At 38.6% G+C, this 16356-nt stretch carries 15 protein-coding genes and 2 pseudogenes; 8 read left to right on the forward strand and 9 right to left on the reverse strand.

The window, feature by feature from the left end; all coding sequences use genetic code 11:
• The first annotated feature begins 411 nt into the window (after positions 1-411).
• The gene (locus EKM78_RS10190; protein WP_125709475.1) at positions 412-756 is read left to right on the forward strand and encodes a carboxymuconolactone decarboxylase family protein; all 345 of its coding nucleotides are present in this window, start codon (positions 412-414) and stop codon (positions 754-756) included.
• A 59-nt stretch (positions 757-815) separates the two neighbouring features.
• Here the strand turns inward: EKM78_RS10190 and EKM78_RS10195 are convergent.
• Positions 816-2402 (reverse strand): annotated as a pseudogene (locus tag EKM78_RS10195) (L-lactate permease).
• Between the two features lie 549 nt (positions 2403-2951).
• On the opposite strand from EKM78_RS10195, the gene EKM78_RS10200 reads away from it, so the two are divergent.
• From EKM78_RS10200 to EKM78_RS10210, 3 genes are all read left to right on the forward strand, one after another.
• Positions 2952-3578 carry a TetR/AcrR family transcriptional regulator gene (locus EKM78_RS10200; protein WP_245995056.1) on the forward strand — a complete coding sequence of 209 codons (627 nt, stop codon included), beginning with the start codon at positions 2952-2954 and terminating at the stop codon, positions 3576-3578.
• A gap of 11 nt (positions 3579-3589) precedes the next feature.
• On the forward strand, positions 3590-4744 hold the full coding sequence (locus EKM78_RS10205; RefSeq protein ID WP_125771926.1) for a cation:proton antiporter: 1155 nt from the start codon (positions 3590-3592) through the stop codon (positions 4742-4744).
• Positions 4745-4825: 81 nt separating this feature from the next.
• A complete protein-coding gene (locus EKM78_RS10210) occupies positions 4826-6010 on the forward strand; it encodes an NAD(P)/FAD-dependent oxidoreductase (protein ID WP_125771928.1) in 1185 nt (394 codons plus the stop codon).
• 282 nt (positions 6011-6292) lie between these two features.
• Here the strand turns inward: EKM78_RS10210 and EKM78_RS12775 are convergent, their stop codons facing one another.
• A complete protein-coding gene (locus EKM78_RS12775) occupies positions 6293-6454 on the reverse strand; it encodes a hypothetical protein (protein ID WP_164507301.1) in 162 nt (53 codons plus the stop codon).
• Positions 6455-6521: 67 nt separating this feature from the next.
• Positions 6522-7718 carry an ammonium transporter gene (locus tag EKM78_RS10215; RefSeq protein ID WP_125771930.1) on the reverse strand — a complete coding sequence of 399 codons (1197 nt, stop codon included), beginning with the start codon at positions 7716-7718 and terminating at the stop codon, positions 6522-6524.
• Between the two features lie 107 nt (positions 7719-7825).
• On the opposite strand from EKM78_RS10215, the gene EKM78_RS10220 reads away from it, so the two are divergent.
• The gene (locus EKM78_RS10220; protein WP_125771932.1) at positions 7826-8596 is read left to right on the forward strand and encodes a DUF1003 domain-containing protein; all 771 of its coding nucleotides are present in this window, start codon (positions 7826-7828) and stop codon (positions 8594-8596) included.
• A 210-nt stretch (positions 8597-8806) separates the two neighbouring features.
• Here the strand turns inward: EKM78_RS10220 and EKM78_RS10225 are convergent, their stop codons facing one another.
• The 4 genes from EKM78_RS10225 to EKM78_RS13445 all read right to left on the reverse strand — a co-directional run bounded on the left by EKM78_RS10225 (position 8807) and on the right by EKM78_RS13445 (position 11618).
• Positions 8807-9364: a cysteine hydrolase family protein gene (locus EKM78_RS10225; RefSeq protein ID WP_125771934.1), complete on the reverse strand. Its 558-nt coding sequence runs from the start codon at positions 9362-9364 to the stop codon at positions 8807-8809.
• 90 nt (positions 9365-9454) lie between these two features.
• Positions 9455-9763, reverse strand: a complete 309-nt coding sequence (locus tag EKM78_RS10230) for a hypothetical protein (RefSeq protein ID WP_164507302.1) — start codon at positions 9761-9763, stop codon at positions 9455-9457.
• A gap of 285 nt (positions 9764-10048) precedes the next feature.
• Complete coding sequence (locus EKM78_RS10235) at positions 10049-10882, reverse strand: alpha/beta fold hydrolase (protein ID WP_125771938.1); 834 nt, start codon at positions 10880-10882, stop codon at positions 10049-10051.
• Between the two features lie 397 nt (positions 10883-11279).
• On the reverse strand, positions 11280-11618 hold the full coding sequence (locus EKM78_RS13445; RefSeq protein WP_425453547.1) for a pentapeptide repeat-containing protein: 339 nt from the start codon (positions 11616-11618) through the stop codon (positions 11280-11282).
• Between the two features lie 182 nt (positions 11619-11800).
• On the opposite strand from EKM78_RS13445, the gene EKM78_RS10245 reads away from it, so the two are divergent.
• The 3 genes from EKM78_RS10245 (at position 11801) to EKM78_RS10250 (ending at position 13271) form a co-directional block, all read left to right on the forward strand.
• Positions 11801-12316: a hypothetical protein gene (locus EKM78_RS10245; protein WP_125771940.1), complete on the forward strand. Its 516-nt coding sequence runs from the start codon at positions 11801-11803 to the stop codon at positions 12314-12316.
• A gap of 188 nt (positions 12317-12504) precedes the next feature.
• Positions 12505-12666: a DUF5993 family protein gene (locus EKM78_RS12785; protein ID WP_164507304.1), complete on the forward strand. Its 162-nt coding sequence runs from the start codon at positions 12505-12507 to the stop codon at positions 12664-12666.
• A gap of 17 nt (positions 12667-12683) precedes the next feature.
• Positions 12684-13271: a disulfide bond formation protein B gene (locus EKM78_RS10250; protein WP_245995058.1), complete on the forward strand. Its 588-nt coding sequence runs from the start codon at positions 12684-12686 to the stop codon at positions 13269-13271.
• A gap of 59 nt (positions 13272-13330) precedes the next feature.
• On the opposite strand, the pseudogene EKM78_RS10255 reads toward EKM78_RS10250, so the two are convergent.
• A pseudogene (locus EKM78_RS10255) lies at positions 13331-14655 on the reverse strand (Nramp family divalent metal transporter).
• A complete protein-coding gene (gene hemH, locus EKM78_RS10260) occupies positions 14655-15608 on the reverse strand; it encodes a ferrochelatase (RefSeq protein WP_125771948.1) in 954 nt (317 codons plus the stop codon). The pseudogene EKM78_RS10255 and the gene hemH overlap by 1 nt, the downstream one beginning before the upstream one ends.
• Positions 15609-16356: the final 748 nt, after the last annotated feature.

Below are 16356 nucleotides of genomic sequence, written 5' to 3' on the forward strand. Positions count from 1 at the left end.
TGAGAGGTCGGTAGCCTAGCTACCTCCTACTCGATCGGCTGAGCCCATATAGCGCCCCGACCCTCCACCTAGATGGTGTGTATAATCCCCATGTTTTTTTGAGTTTTACCGATTTATTTTGATTAAATTGGCACTTTTTGTGCTTCCTATTTTGCACTTGTCTATCTCAGTTTCTTCTTTTGTTGGCAAATTCAAGATCTAGTTCAAGACACTTTGGATTTGGTTCTTTTTTCTTTTTCCCTCCTCTTCTTCTTCTTTTGCTCGCGTGCTCGTTTCTCGCACTCTCGCCTCCTGTTTTTAAACACAAGGTTAAGTGCTTCGACCTTCTTCCTCTTTTTTGGGGTTTGAACCTCCTTTTTGCAAGCGGTAACATGGGGTTGTACTTAAATTCTTTTTTTGGAGGATTTTGTTATGTCTAATTACAAGGAACAATTGGATGGTATTAATGTTAATTATGGGCTTTTGGCTAATGCTTCTGGGGATCCTGCTAAGGATTTTTCTTCCTTACATGCTGATGCTTTGAAGGATGGTGCTCTTGATCAGAAGTCTAAGGAATTGATGGCTCTTTGCGTTGGGATTTCTATTCGTTGCGAGGGCTGTATTTTGGATCATTTGCATCATGCTATTGATGCTGGTGCTTCTAAGGATGAGATTGTTGAGACTGTTAATGTTGCTTTGATGATGAGTGGTGGTCCTGCTTTTGTTTATGGTGGAAAGGCTATTGCTGCTATGAATGAGTTTTTGGATAAGAAATGATTTTTCATTTAAAAAAGCGAGTTGGACTTTTTTAGTCTGACTCGCTTTTTCTTGCTTATTTATGATAGAGCTATGAAGATGAAGCCTACTATTCCTACTAGGATTCCGTAGGTTAAGGCTGGTAAGGCTGTTTTTCTTAGGATGTTTCCTTCTTGTCCTTGTAGGCCTACTACGGAACTTACTGATACTATGTTGTGTACGCAGATCATGTTTCCGGCTGCAGCTCCGATTAGTTGTGCTGCTAGGACTATTTGCTTGCTGATGCCGGCATTTGCGGCTATGTCTTCTTGGATCTGTCCGAAGGTTAGGGTTGATACTGTGGCACTTCCGGTTACGAAGGCTCCTAGTTCTCCTAGGAATGGTGCCATGAAGATCCAGACTGATGACATTGAATGTGAGATCGCTGTGGCGATGTATACTGGCATGCTTTCTAGTTTGCCAGTGTTTAGGCCTGAATTAGCGAAGATCTGGACCATTATTAGTGTTACTCCCAAGGCTATAGTTGTTGATTTCATGGATAAGACTACTTTTTTTGCCGTTGGGAAGAAGATCTTTAATGATCTTACTTGGATGATCAATCCTGCTATTACGGCGATGGTCATTAGTGTTCCTGGCGAGTAGAGAAATTCCCAGTCAGATTTGATTTGTTCAAATCCTAAGATGTTGGTCCAGGAGAAGTTTATTGCTGATGTTAAAAAAGCTTTTAGTGGTTCAAAGACTCTGGAAGCTAATAACATCAAGATAACTACGATGTATGATGACCAAGCTGATAATAATGACATGCTACTTTTATCTTCTTTGATCTCGATAGTCGATGTTGTCCATGGATTTTCTACTACTGATTTTGGTAATAGTATCCGGAATTTGATGGTGATGATGGCAATGATGATGGTGATGAATGGTGTTAAGATCGAAACGAATTCATATCCGAAGAAGGTTGAGATGCTGATCGCTATTAAGGCGTAGATTATTCCGATCATGAAAGTCCACGGTGCTGTTTGGAGCCAATCTTTCAAGCGTGACTCTTTTTTGCCGAAGAAGAATGTTAGTAAGAATAACAACATTAATGGCATGAAACTTCCGGCAAAGAGATCGATCTGAGTGATCTGACGTCCGATGGAGTTTAAAAAGTTGCCATCAGTACTTACATTACTTAGTCCTACTGTTAGTGGTGTTCCTACGGCTCCAAAGGCTGCTGGTGTCGAGTCGGCTACTAAAGCTAATGTTACGGCGGCCATTGGTGTGAATCCTAAAGCTATCATCAATGGTGCTGTTACCATGGCTGGCGTTCCAAAGCCTGAGATACCTTCGATCAAGGCTCCGAACAATTATGCTACCAATATGACTTGAACACGCATATCAGCGGACAAATGATGAAAGCCTAGATTTATTCGATCGATGGCTCCGGTTTTCTTGAGGGCATTCAGCATCATTAAGGCACCGAATAAGATCCAAAGGATCGGTAAGGTTTTGTGAATCCCCTGTAGTATGGACGCAATAAGTACGTCCGTAGGCATTTTCCATAAGAAAAAACCTTCAAGTAGTACTACTAAAGCACTGATCGACATCCCCTTTGTCGCCGGCATATTTAATAACCCCAATAATATGAACGGTAAAATAACCGCTGATAGCGCAACTATTATCATATTTTCACCTCGTATTTCTTTTTTGATCGCAATTTTAGCTACTTAATTATATTATGTTTTACTAATAGATAGAAACGTTTTTATTAAAAAATTTTTTCTTATTTTGAAATATTTTAGGTGGTCCTTCTAGAGATCCTTTAGTAGCAACCATTTACATGAGCAATGTGATAGTAATATTGCACTTACTTGTTTTATCGATACGCAGAATTTGGTGGTGGAGTTCCTGCTTGTCATCTCCTTTACTGATCTCTCATGATTGCTTGTTCATGTTCAATTTGTTACTTGGGGGTTTCCCTAGAATTAAGATTTTATTTTTTTGCAAGAAACCATCTTTAGTTTTAATCCTTTTTCAGCTGTTTTGTTGCATTACCAGTAAATTCATTCATATTTGCTTAATTTTTCTAATCGTTTTCTCGCTCATTTGAATCCGCTTTTATACTTTTTCCGTTTTGCCCTATTGTTAGCAAACTGATAGAATTAATAGCTAGGGATTTTTTATTGATTATTTTTTATCAATTGATAAATGATTAAGTTTTGAGGTCCATTTTAATGTATAATGGAGACGAATACGCAGAAGGTGATATTGCAATGAATTCACGAGATAAACAAGCAGAAAAAACTAAAAACGCAATCTTGGAAGTGGCTTCAGAGAACTTTCTCTCACAAGGTTATCAAGCTACTTCTACTCGTAAGATCGCTCAGGCTCTGGATATTACTCAGCCTAATATGTACCACTACTACAAGAATAAGAAGGTTTTGTATATTAAGTCTTTAGAGCACGCTATTGGTGGCTTTAGTGAAGCTCTTTATAAGACTTACGATGAAAATAAAGACAAATCGTTTGAAGATCTATTGTTGATCATTTCTACTTTTATGATCGAAAACTTCAAAATTAACTATTTTATGATGATGCACGATATTTCAACTTTTTTCTCTGATGAGGAACGCAAGACTATTGGTCAAACTTGGGATATCGGCTATTACAAAGTACTTAACAATGTTTTCCAAGATCATAAAGACGAACTAAGAAGTGACCTTCCTCTTCCATCTCAAGTTGGAACTTTTCTAACAATGTTGTTACCATATATAGAGTACAATGACGCTAAGCGAGAGCGAAACATCGCTAATTTGGGTACTATGGTCAAGATATTTATCCATGGTATAAAAAAGGATTAGGAAAATAAAACATGGAATTCATAACACTTTTAGCCTTAATGCTCTTCTTGACCTTGGTAGTCAGCCATCTTTTTAATAAGATGAATCTTCCTGCCGTTGTTGGTCAATTGATCTTAGGTGTTATTTTAGGAAAAGGTGTACTTAACATCGTTAAGCCGACTCATGAGGTAGAGCTGTTCGCTGAGATCGGTGTTATTTTATTGATGTTCCTAGCAGGTTTAGAGAGTGATATTGGACTACTAAAGAAGCATTTTAAGCCGAGTCTTAACGTGGCTATTTTTGGTGTCGTTTTACCCGTTGCCTTGACCTTGCTAACAGCTTTACTATTTAACATTAACCTCAAAGAAAGTATTTTCATCTCTGTAGTTTTTGCTGCAACTTCTGTTTCTATCTCGGTCGAAGTTTTAAAGAGTTTGAATTATTTATCTAGTGACTCAGGAACTGTTATCTTAGGAGCCGCCGTCGTGGACGATATTTTAGCAATATCGATCCTAAGTGTGATGTCCGGAACGCTCAACGGTGACTTCTCAGCAACAAAACTTGGTCTCATGCTTGGCTTGTGGGTAGTATTTGGAATTATTACTTACGTTGCGTATAGATGGATCATTCCTCAACTCATGAAACTGTCTGAATTCATTGAGGCGACCCATGCAACAACCATCATGGCACTTCTGATCTGCTTCTTGTTTGCTTTCTTTGCTGACGAAGTAGAACTAGATGCCGTCTTGGGTGCTTTTGTGGCAGGTATCGCAATTTCCAACTCACCATATTTTGAAAAGAAGATCAATACCGACATCGAAACGATCGGTTACGGTATCTTCATTCCGATCTTCTTCATCAGTATTGGTATCAATCTAGAATTTAACACCTTCTTCCAAGATTTCTGGTTGATCGTCTTATTCACGATCACAGGTATCATTGGAAAATTGATCGGTTCTGGATTCGGTGCAAGATTATCCGGATTTAACATGAAAGACTCTTATGTTATTGGTTCTGGAATGATCTCACGTGGTGAAATGGCACTGATAATTGCACAAATTGGATATAATGTGAAACTGCTTTCAGAAGAGTACTATTCAAGTGTAATCATCAGTATTATACTTATTACTATATTGGCCCCATTTTTTCTCAAACATTCTATTAGTAAGAATCCGCTACAATCTTAGATGTTCCGAAAAAATGGCAAAAGTTATATAATAATTTTGGATGTTATTACTATATTTTGATAAATGAAGGAGTAGGTAGATATGGCTCATATTTTAATTTTAGGTGCAGGATACGGTGGATTGAAAGCTGCTAAGGATTTAGCAAAAACAACACCAGCTGATACACAAATCGATTTAGTTGATAAGAACGTATTGCACGTTGAAAAAACTGCATTACATATGATTGCTGCAGGGACAGCAAAACCAGAATCAGTAAGTTTTGACGTTCGTGACGTAATCCCATCAAACGTAAACTTTATCCAAGCAACAGTTTCAAAATTCGATCTAGACAACAAGACTGTCTCATTTGAAGACCATGATGACATCAAATACGATTACGTAATCGTTGCTCTAGGTTTCCGTTCAGAAGACTTTGGACTACAAGGTGCTGACGAACATGCCCTAATCCTCCAAGATCTTGATACAGCAACACAAATCTACAAGACTATTAACAAGAACATTGCAAACTACAAGAAGTCACAAGATCCAAAAGACCTCTCGATCGCAGTTTGTGGTGCCGGCTTCACAGGAATCGAAGTTCTTGGTGAATTGATCGACACAGTTAAGATCTTAAAAGCTAAATATGGCGTTCCTGAAATTAAGGTAACATGTCTAGAAATGGCAACACGTATCTTGCCAATGTTCGATGAAGAACTATCAACATACGCTGTTTCATATCTAGAAAAGAACGGTATCAAACTACTAACAGGTGCTAAGATTTCAAGAATCGAAGACGGCGCTGTAGTATATAACGATGCAGACAACAACGAACACAAAGTCGAAGCAAGCACAATCGTTTGGACAGTTGGTGTAAGTGGTGTCGACGTAATCAAGGACTCAGGCATGGACGCAAGAAGAAACCGTGTAATGACAACAGAATTCTTGAACTTAGAAGATCACCCAGAAGCATACTTCATCGGTGACGACTCAGCCATCATTCCAGAAGGCTCAGAACGTCCACTACCAACAACAGGTCAATTGGCAACAGCCGAAGGTGCCGCAGTAGCATTCAACATCGCCTCAGCACTATCAGGCACACAATTGAAACCATTCGTATACAACCCAGCAGGAACAGTAGCCTCACTAGGTCAAAATCACGGAATCGCCCAACTAGGCGACCGCAAATTCAAAGGCGTAACAGCCTCACTGATCAAACACCTAGCAGCAGACAGATCCTTCTACACAATGGGTGGCTTAAAGACAGCCCTTAAAAAAGGTTCACTTTAAGATATAATTTTCAAAACAAAAGAAACAACAAGTAAAAAAGCGATATTACCCTATCAACAAAATGAAAGGTAATATCGCTTTTTTGTTTGCATTTTTATTTCGTTCTTTTTCTTTAGTTTTCGGTTCCCAAAATAATATTGAGCCCTTCCGAACAAGTCTGAGATAGACATGTGCAAAATAGGAAGCACAAACAGTGCCGATTTAATCAACACAAATCAGTAAAGCCCCCAAAAAATGATGTTAGTCACCCACTTAGGTGGAGGGTCGGGGCGCGATATGGGCTCAGCCGCCAAATTCCTCTTGGCGACGAAGGAGCTTAGAGGAAGACTCGTATTTGAGATTGTTCGGGCGATCTTCCCGAATAAGCTCAAATCGAGTCGGCAGCGTTCCAGTCCCATATCGCGCCCCGACCCGGAACCGGCATTGAACGTAGCAACCAAACAACTACCTCCCACCAAAACAACAAAAAAAAGACCAACCAAAATAGTCAGTCTTAATTAAAACAAACAACTTAAACATGCAAAGTAGAAACCTTATGATGAACACGTGAAGAACTCTCACGGAACAAGACCTTCAATACCTTAACAATCACAAAGTTAACAACAAACACAAACACAAACGAGAACAAAACTGCAAAGACTTGAATACCAAGTTGCGTCAAGCCGCCGCCTTCAAGCAAACCATTATGGGCCACATTAGGGTTAATCGTATTAGTAGCGAACAAACCAGTCATAACTGAACCTAAAATACCACTAACACCGTGAGCACCCATGATATCCATGTAATCGTTAATGTGCCAAATATATTTCAACTTATTAATAAACAAATAACTACCAGCAGCCGAAACAACACCGATGATCAATGAAGCTGGCAATGTAACAAAACCAGTTGCAGGAGTAATACCAACTAGACCACAGATTACACCAGTACAAATGCCGTTCATAGTTGCCTTACCCTTGAAATGATTTTCCAACAAACCGTATGTCAACATCGCAGTAATTGGAGCCATTGTAGTAGTAAAGAAGGCTTGAACACCTTGAGGACTCAAAGCTAAAGCACTACCTGCGTTAAATCCATACCAGCCGATCCAAAGTAAAACAGTACCGATCAAAACCCAGAATGGATTACCCTTAGCTTTTTCAGCATGTTCTTCTTTCTTAATATGCTTTGAAATAGCAAAGTTGGAGAGGATCAATGCTGTTACACCAGCATCAATGTGAATAACCGTGCCACCAGCAAAATCAAGGACACCTAATTTTGCAAGAAATCCGGTACTATCCCAGACCATGTGAACTAGTGGATAGTACACTAAAATTGACCAGATAGCCACAAAGGCTACAATGTACTTGGTCGACTTTTTCGTAGCGATCGATCCTAAAAAGAGACCTGGGGTCAAAATTGCGAACATCATTTGGAACAAGATAAAGATCGAATTTGAAATATTCGTCTTGGGATATAGTGCGGACAAATTGATGCCTGACAAGAAAATATGTTTCAAGTCACCAATAATACCAAAATTATTTCCCTCAAACGAGAGTGGATAGCCGATCATAAACCAGAGCAATCCAATAACTCCAAACATCAGGAAAATCTCAAATAACATTTTAGTTGTATCTTTTCTGGGGATAAAACCACCATAAAAAGCGGCGATCCCTGGGGTCATTACCCAAACTAACAAGATGGAAAGTATCATAAAGGCACTATCCATGCCTCTCATCTCCCTTATAAAATTTAAGTTAGACGATTCATTCAAGTTCGATGAAGCATTCGTAAATTTGATTTATAATAATCACATCAACCACTAGGGGTGAAATTATGTCAGTCGAAAAAAATAAAGTTTGTGTCATTTGTGGAAAGCATTTTTCAAGCTCCGAGGGGTTATTTCTTCGCGATCTCAACGACCGTCTAAAAGAAAAAATTCTAAACCAAGCTGATTTTGCACGTCCCTCTTCATTTATTTGCTTAAAAGACTTGCAACAAATCAGACTACAAAGTATGCAGTCGATCATCGAGCAAGATTTAGATTACGATCAGAGAGTGAATTCAGAGCTTCAAAAAGAGCTTTCAAAAGACACTTACGTTATTCGAAACTTGAATGAAACCGTCAGTGGTCAACTTACTCGTGGTCAAAAGATGGCTGATGCTGTAGCCAAATTCGGTGGTAGTTGGGGATTTATCATCACATTCACCATTGTTTTAGTGATCTGGATGTCCGTCAATGTGTTCCACTTATTTGGCATGAACTTCGATCCGTATCCATTTATTTTACTGAACTTATTTCTTAGCTGTGTCGCTGCTATCCAAGCACCGATCATCATGATGAGTCAAAACCGTCAAGCACAACGTGATAGGTTCGATGCTGAAAACGACTACCGCACGAATACTAAGTCGGAAATGGAAATACGCATTTTACACAAGAAAGTTGATCAAATGAATGAGGTCCAATGGCCTCATATCCTAGATATTCAAAAGATGCAGCTCGAAGTAATGAGCGAAATTGAGAACGAGATCCAAACTTTGCGCATCGAGCAAGAAAAACAAAAGTCGCGCTCACGCAATACTCGTCACCGCACGAGAAGATATTAAAAAGCTTTAACCAGATATAATTCTTTTTATCCTATCTGATTAAAGCGAGTATATGTCCATCTAGTGAATATTTCAAAGATAAAGTATCAAAATTATTGAATTTTATTTTTAGTTTTTTGCACACCGTTTTCGGAAAAAGTTTCTTTTAATAATCGAAAAAAAGGCAATACCAATTCTCAAAATTGAATTGGCATTGCCTTTTTATCAAGGTTATTTGACCATTTTTGCACCTAGAACATTTTCAAAATGATCCAAGGCCCACTCGTGCCCTGTTTGGTTGAAGGAAGCAACGCACGATTTATGGATCACAATCTTATATCCAAGATCATAAGCGTCAACTGCTGTATGAAGAACACAAATATCGGTACAGACGCCGACCAAATGTAACGTATCGACTTCCCTTTCACGCAAACGCAAGTCTAAGTCAGTGCCGGCAAATGCACTATAACGAGTCTTATCAAATAATTTGACTGTATCCTTACCGATATTGTCTTTGTACCACTGCCCAGTTTCGCCATAAAGATCTCGACCCCAAGTATCCCGGACGTTGTGAGCTGGGAACAACTTCGTTTCTGGATGATAGTGATCGAATGGACGATGCACGTCGGTTGGGAACCAGACCCAATCGCCATCTTTGCGCATATTGTCCGCCAATTTAGCAATGTTCTTGTCGATCGCCTGTCCCGGTTCACCACAAGTCAAAGCACCTTTGTCAGCAATAAAATCATTAGTGTAATCAATAATCAGTAAAGCCTGATGTGACGCCATTATTCATACCCGCTTTCTTGAAAACAATTTGTTACTTTGATTATTGCTATAAAACTAATTTCTGTCAATTTATATTGATATTTGCTTCATTTATTTATTTCGAAAAATAAGTTTTTTTACCTCACTCACAGGAGGATACTTTGCCCATAGCTCCTTCTCAGATTCTAGAAACATTGAAGAATTCTCAGGTGTAATATCCCCAATGAAATATTCTGAAAAGGGAATAATTAATCTTTCACCCATCTCATTAATAACAACGCCCTTCCCGCCTTTCATCATTTTAAGATACAGATCAGTGTCCCTTAATTCATTCAAGATATAAACTTTATCATCCACGACAATTTTATAAACATTGTGATAAATGAATAAAGGCTCTAGTGTTTTTGCATTTAGAATCATTAATTTAAATTTTTCAATAATTTTTTCTTACCTTCCATTCCCTTAAAGATTTGCGAAAGGTTCTTGATTCTGATATCAAAAGCGGGAAATTTAAATGGAAAAAAATTTATTTGCAGTTACGTTCTTTGGATCGATCAGTCATTACAAATGAGTATTCCTGCTCTAACTACAAAGCAATTTTATCATCATTGGACGATTTTGAAAGAGGTATAGATTCCTTACAAAAAAAGACAAACTAACAACTAGTTTGTCTTCATTTTCTATTCAATTTTAAAATCAATTAGATTATTCTTGATCTTCCGAACGTGTTGTCTTCGCATCAAAATCAATAATATCTTTAGCAACTTCTTCAGGCTTTTCAATCATAGCAACGTGACCAGCTCCTTCGATGTCTTTGAACTGGACACCAGGTACTCGAGCCAAGCTTGCCTTTGCATCTTTAATTCCAGCTTCTGTGAGGATTTGGTCTTCTAGTCCGAACAATAACATTGTTGGTTGTGGAATTGCTCTTAGACGCTTATTCATTGGCTTTTCTTCTAAGTATTGTGGGGCGATCTTTTGTAATTGTTTTGATGTTTTACGTTCAACTTTTTTCGATGAGTCTTGAATTACTTTGGGATCACTCAATTTTGACGTGTCGAATTTCTTTGCAAAATAGAGCTTTGATTTAACTTGTGAGCTTGACATCATGCCACCGATGACGGTGTTTAGTGTGTTGACGTAGGCGTATTTTTCATTGGCTGGTGTGTTCAACAAGATCATCTTGCTAACGGCGATATCATGCATTTCTGTCATGCATGTTACTACTAGGCCACCGATACCGCAGCCGAATAAGATAACGGGTTTAACTACTCGTAATTTGCCTAGAGCTTCCCAAACAGCCCAAGCTTCACTATCCATTTGGTAGTTTTCGTCTTTTGCGGGAGCTGATTTGCCGTGTCCTAACAGATCAACTGCAACGATTGAATATTTTTCTTCTAAGTATGGCGTGATCTCGTCAAAGTAGTTTAATGAACCATCGATACCATGTACAAAAACGATGATCTCTTTATCGCTGCTTAAATCACCGGTCACTTTAACGTTAACTTCACCATTTGATGTAATAAATGTTTGTTCCAAGTTATTTTCCTCTTTAAAATTCAATTTGATTTAATTAACTATCCAATTCTAATTTTAGTATATTTGTGTGAATTTATAAACAATTTCACAAAAAAATCATATTTAGAAACTGCCATGCGATATAAATAGGATAACAATTTATAGAATAAATAAAATAATCTCTAATACCGTATCATACAGTTGGTTATTTTTCACAATATAAACCAATTCTTAAAATAATAACTGTAATATATTTTTAAGTCTCGTTTAATTTTCCTTCCCTATTCTGAATTACAGCATATTTGATATGCGACAAGGAGGATTCATCGAAATGAAAAAATCAAGAAAATTAGTACTATTATCATCAGTAGCAATTTTAGGACTAGCACCTGCAGCAACTATTGCTGTTAGCTCTGCTTCAACTGTTAGTGCAGCCGTTGCTCAACCTGCAAAGAAAGCTGAACCAAAGAAGGCCGAACCTGTAAAAGATCAACCTAAAAAAGCTGAACCTGCTAAACAAACTCCAGTTAAGGCTCAACCTGTAAAGGTTACACCTGCTAAACAAGCCCCAGCTAAGGCTCAACCTGCAAAAGTCACACCTGCTAAACAAGCTCCTGCTAAAGCTCAACCCGCAAAAGCTACACCTGCTAAACAAGCTCCTGCTAAAGCTCAACCCGCAAAAGCTACACCTGCTAAACAAGCCCCAGCTAAGGCTCAACCTGCAAAGGCTACACCTGCTAACCAGGCTCCAGCTCAACCAGCACGTAAATAATATCTGAAGAAATCATTTTGGGATCGTGGTTACCCGCGATCTCTTTTTTTTGATATTATTTGAAAATTGACAATTTTTTAGTCAGTTTTTAGCTTTTTAAGCCACTTTTAATCTTTGCCACGTATTATAAGAATCGTTAAGAGATAGACATTACGGAGGAACTTTTTATGAAGAAAACTAAAAAAACATTATTAATTTCATCAGTAATTTTATTAGGATGGATCCCAACTGCCACTTTTGCGGCAACTAGTGCTTATTCTGCTAACGCTGCGGTTGTAGGTTCTAACCGTCAACAAAACAACAATAATCGCCAAAATAACAACCAAAACCAAAACAACATTAAGAACAATAATCAAAAAAATAACGTGAACCAAAACGTGAATAATAACCAGCCTGCTAAGAATAATAACAACGTTAACAATAATTACAACAACAATACTAGCCAAACTTCTGGTTTGACGAATATCCAAAATCTTTCCGGATATCACTCTGTAACTCTAGCCGGACCTTCAGGCTTTGTTTACAGCCTTTACCTAACATCCGGAGCTAAGAGTTCACGTGGACTTGCTGGTGATACTTCTTGGTACACTGACAAGACTGCTCAAGATAGTGCCGGCAATACTTACTATCGTGTTTCAACAGACGAATGGGTAAAAGCTGATACTGGCGTTACCTTAAACTAAAAATTGAATTTAGAACAAATTATAAATCATTTTTAAACTTCCAATTGAAAAAAATCGGATGTTTTTTTGTGCGCTTATGATTGCCTTTATTACTAGTTTTGTTTAGCTTTTTCACAAATCCGATAAATGAATGATATTGATAAACTATTCACTAATTGCTAAGATAGTTTCTCGGAAGGGGCGATTTTATGGATATTATTATCATGATCATTATCACACTGATGTTTTTAAGGATGATCATCCGGGGAAAAGTTAGTAAATTTGATTTCACGATGTGGGTCGTGGCTTGTATTTTGATCCTTATTTTGTTCAAATTGCACGCTACTAGCACATTACCGATCAGTCTTTAATTTAAGGGGGAAAAAGCTTGATAAATACTAAACAAAGTACACTGGCTTCCAAACTCGGATTTTGGGGAGCCAACTTATTTCTTTTCGCATATAATTTCGTTTTAGCAGGAGGCTTATTTTTTCAATTTGCACTACACGAATTTCCATGTCCTCTTTGCATGATCCAAAGATACTTCATGATGTTAGCTTGCTTTGGACCACTTTACATAATTTTAGCGACTAAAAAAGGTACGATCACACCACAAAAATTCATGCGTGGATATGGTATGTCATTATTAGCAGCTTTATTAGGCGCTTCTGCATCGATCAGACACGTTTTATTACACATTGCACCAAACGATCCGGGTTACGGTTCGGCTGTCCTAGGCCTGCACACATATACATGGGCCTTGATCAGTTTCATCGTCGTAATGTTCTTCTGTGCCTTTATGATGATGTTCTCAAAAGAACTTTGTCCCAAAGGTTCAGAATATAACGTAATCGCAACTATCAATATTTGGATCTTCGCCGTTTTGATCGTGGCAAACTTATTCGCCATCATTGCTGAAGAAGGGTTCCACTTCTTACTTCCTTCAGATCCAACAAAATATTTGTTGTTCTCATAATGACAAAACTAAGTAAAAAAACACTGAGCTCCGGAATTTATCCAGAAGTTCAGTGTTTTTTAAGTCAATGTAGAAACGATCAACTGTAAATTTAAAATAGTGATCACGCTAGACAAGATCAGCCCTACAACTAATACCAGCTTGCTATTAACATGCTCACCCATCAATTTCTTACTACTTGTCAAAAATATCATCGGGAACAAAGTAAATGGCAAAGCGATGCTCAAGGCGATCTGGGCATAAACTATCATGTCTTCAAAATCTTGTTCATTGAATCCGACCATAAATCCGATGATCAAAATCGGTATCAATGTGACGAACCACGTCAATAAACGTCTTTGCCATAAAGGAAGACGGATGTTCAAATACCCTTCCATCACGATCTGTCCCGACAAAGTGCTAGTGATCGATGAGATCAAACCAGTGATCAATAAGGCGAAGGCAAAAAGCAGACTCATGACGGGATTGGCCAAGCTACCGACGACATTACTGTTTTTTAAACCATCAAAAACATTTTGAAAACTAGCTAGCTGTCCACTAGCGTGGAAAAATAATGTTCCACCTAAGATCAACAATAAAGCGTTGATAAATAAAGCCGCAACCAAGTGAACATTTGAATCCCAGTTGGCAAAGCGCAACGCTTCCTTAACTTGAGCCGGATCATGGTAGTCATAGCGGCGACTTTGGGCCAACGATGAGTGCAGGTAAATATTGTGCGGCATGATCGTTGCCCCCATGATCCCCAAGCTCAAAACTAACTTCTGATGATTTTGAAAAATATCAGCTGTCGGTACAACGCCATTCAAAATGGCGGCGATCGGTGGATGAGCCCGAAAAACTTCGATCCCAAAAATCACCCCAACAACTAAGATTGCCGATAATACGATAAATTCGATCCGTCGGATCCCAAAACGTAAAAATAGCAAAACGATCAAGACATCAAAGATCGTCAATAAAATCCCATACAGTAGCGGCAATCCAAATAGCAATCTTAACGCAATGGCAGTACCGACAACCCCAGTCAAATCAGTCGCCATCATGGCTAATTCATTCAAAATCCATAAAGCATAGCGGATCCCTCGGGAACTTTCAAAGCAATCGCTTGAGCCAGATCTTGTCGTGCAACTACCCCTAATTTGATCGACAAAGATTGCATAAACATAGCCACCAAAATGGATATCAACAACACCGACAGCAATTGATAACGATATTGACTACCACCGGATAACGAAGTCAGCCAATTACCGGGATCCATGTAGCCAACAGCCACCAAAGCCCCTGGTCCACTGTAGGCTAAAAATTTTTGCGTAAAGGAGCTTTCATAAACGCTAGGAACCTTCACACTTTGGTTGATCTCGTGCAAACTTTTCTTAACATCCGTCATTATTTAACCTCATTTCTAACAGCTAAATCTGCTAAAAACTGGCTGAATTCAGGATCGCCATTCATCGGCTCAACAAGTTGAAACTTATCGCCACCTGTCGATTTGAACACTTGGTAATTTTGAACATAGTCTTCTTCCAAAGTCTCCAAACAATCAGCCACAAACGAAGGCGTAACGATCAAAATATTACGCTTACCCAACTGGACCGCCTGCATCAAAGCATTTTTTAAATAAGGCTTGAGCCAAGGCATCGGTCCAAATTTAGACTGATAAACCGTCTTGATCTGATCCTCAGGAACACTCAACAAAGACCCAACAGCAGTCATAGTCTCCTCACACTCAGTTTGATAAGGATCACCATGTTTGACCATAGCAGTAGGAATCGAATGATAGCTAAAAAACAATTCATCATACTCATCAGCATCCCAAGCAGCTTGAATTTTTTTAGCTAAAATTTGTTGATAAACCGGCTCATCATAAAAACGTTTAATAATAGTCAAATCAACCTCAGCAGATTGAGCCTGATCAATAATCGACTTCGTAGAACTTTGAGTATATTGGGGAAACAAAGGCAATAAAATAACATTAGAACAACCATCAGCCTTCATCTGATGCAAAGTATCAACAATATCAGGTTCCCCATAAGTCATAGCCATCTCAACATCCCAATCAGGTAAAAGTTCCTGAACCTGATCAGTAATAATACGAGTATAAGCAATCAAAGGAGAACCACTCTCAGTCCAAGAGTCCTTATAAAAAGTAGCCGAACGCCAAGAACGCAAAGGCAAAACAATCCCGTTCAAAATCGGTTGCCAAATAAATTTCGGCATCTCAACAACATTCTGGTCACTCAAAAACTCCTTCAAATAACGCTTAACATCCGCAGTCTCCGGAGAAGCCGGCGAACCCAAATTAACCAACAACAAACCTTGCACAAAAACTCCCCCTAACATCAAATAATTAATAATTCCATTTTATCATTATTTAAGAATCGATAAACAAAAAAAGAGAGCAGAAGGCGACAGTCAGCTGCTGAGGATTTGGAGACTGTCAGCACCAAAGGTGCGGCGAAGCCGTGCCTGCTGATAGTTGCTAAACCGGAAGCCGCAGTCGCCTGGAGCTCATTTCAACATCCTTGAGGATAAAAATAAAAAGCTCATCCCCAAAAGAAGGAACAAGCCAAAAATATCAAAATCGCAAAATTATAAATATACCAAAAAAAGCAGCAAAGCGAGAGTGCGAGGAACGAGCACGCAAGCCAGAAATAAATAAAAAGAGAAAAAAAGAACTTCAGACAAAGGCAAGAGTACGAGGAACGAGTACGCGAGCAAGAAACGAAAGTAAGAGATAAAAATACATATTTACTCTTATCTAACCCAAAATCAAAGAAACATCACAACAGCAATGTAAGTCAGGAAACAAATTGAGCGGAGCAAAGTCCCGCGAACCGAGAAAAGTATTAGTGATCAAAACAAAGAAAATAGAAGAACAAAACAAGGAAACTCCTACTCCCACCAGAATAGATAAAGCCTGAGATAGACATGTGAGAAATAGGACGAGCAAACAGTGCCAATTTGTACAAAATAAATCAGTAAAGCTCAAAAAAAGGGGGTAATGTCTCCAACTAGACGGAGGGGCCCGGGGATACAGACCTCAGTGGTGAAATTTCACTTGGCGACGAAGGAGCTTAGTGAAAGGTGC

Origin of the sequence: Companilactobacillus furfuricola, assembly GCF_003946325.1 — a bacterium.
GTDB lineage: Bacteria > Bacillota > Bacilli > Lactobacillales > Lactobacillaceae > Companilactobacillus > Companilactobacillus furfuricola.

Excerpts from the sequence above, each read along its gene's own strand:
- EKM78_RS10190 (WP_125709475.1), top strand. The coding sequence starts at position 412 with ATGTCTAATTACAAGGAACAATTGGATGGTATTAATGTTAATTATGGG.
- EKM78_RS10200 (WP_245995056.1), top strand. The coding sequence starts at position 2,952 with ATGTATAATGGAGACGAATACGCAGAAGGTGATATTGCAATGAATTCA.
- EKM78_RS10205 (WP_125771926.1), top strand. The coding sequence starts at position 3,590 with ATGGAATTCATAACACTTTTAGCCTTAATGCTCTTCTTGACCTTGGTA.
- EKM78_RS10210 (WP_125771928.1), top strand. The coding sequence starts at position 4,826 with ATGGCTCATATTTTAATTTTAGGTGCAGGATACGGTGGATTGAAAGCT.
- EKM78_RS10215 (WP_125771930.1), bottom strand. The coding sequence starts at position 7,718 with ATGGATAGTGCCTTTATGATACTTTCCATCTTGTTAGTTTGGGTAATG.
- EKM78_RS10220 (WP_125771932.1), top strand. The coding sequence starts at position 7,826 with ATGTCAGTCGAAAAAAATAAAGTTTGTGTCATTTGTGGAAAGCATTTT.
- EKM78_RS10225 (WP_125771934.1), bottom strand. The coding sequence starts at position 9,364 with ATGGCGTCACATCAGGCTTTACTGATTATTGATTACACTAATGATTTT.
- EKM78_RS10230 (WP_164507302.1), bottom strand. The coding sequence starts at position 9,763 with ATGATTCTAAATGCAAAAACACTAGAGCCTTTATTCATTTATCACAAT.
- EKM78_RS10245 (WP_125771940.1), top strand. The coding sequence starts at position 11,801 with ATGAAGAAAACTAAAAAAACATTATTAATTTCATCAGTAATTTTATTA.
- EKM78_RS12785 (WP_164507304.1), top strand. The coding sequence starts at position 12,505 with ATGGATATTATTATCATGATCATTATCACACTGATGTTTTTAAGGATG.
- hemH (WP_125771948.1), bottom strand. The coding sequence starts at position 15,608 with ATGTTAGGGGGAGTTTTTGTGCAAGGTTTGTTGTTGGTTAATTTGGGT.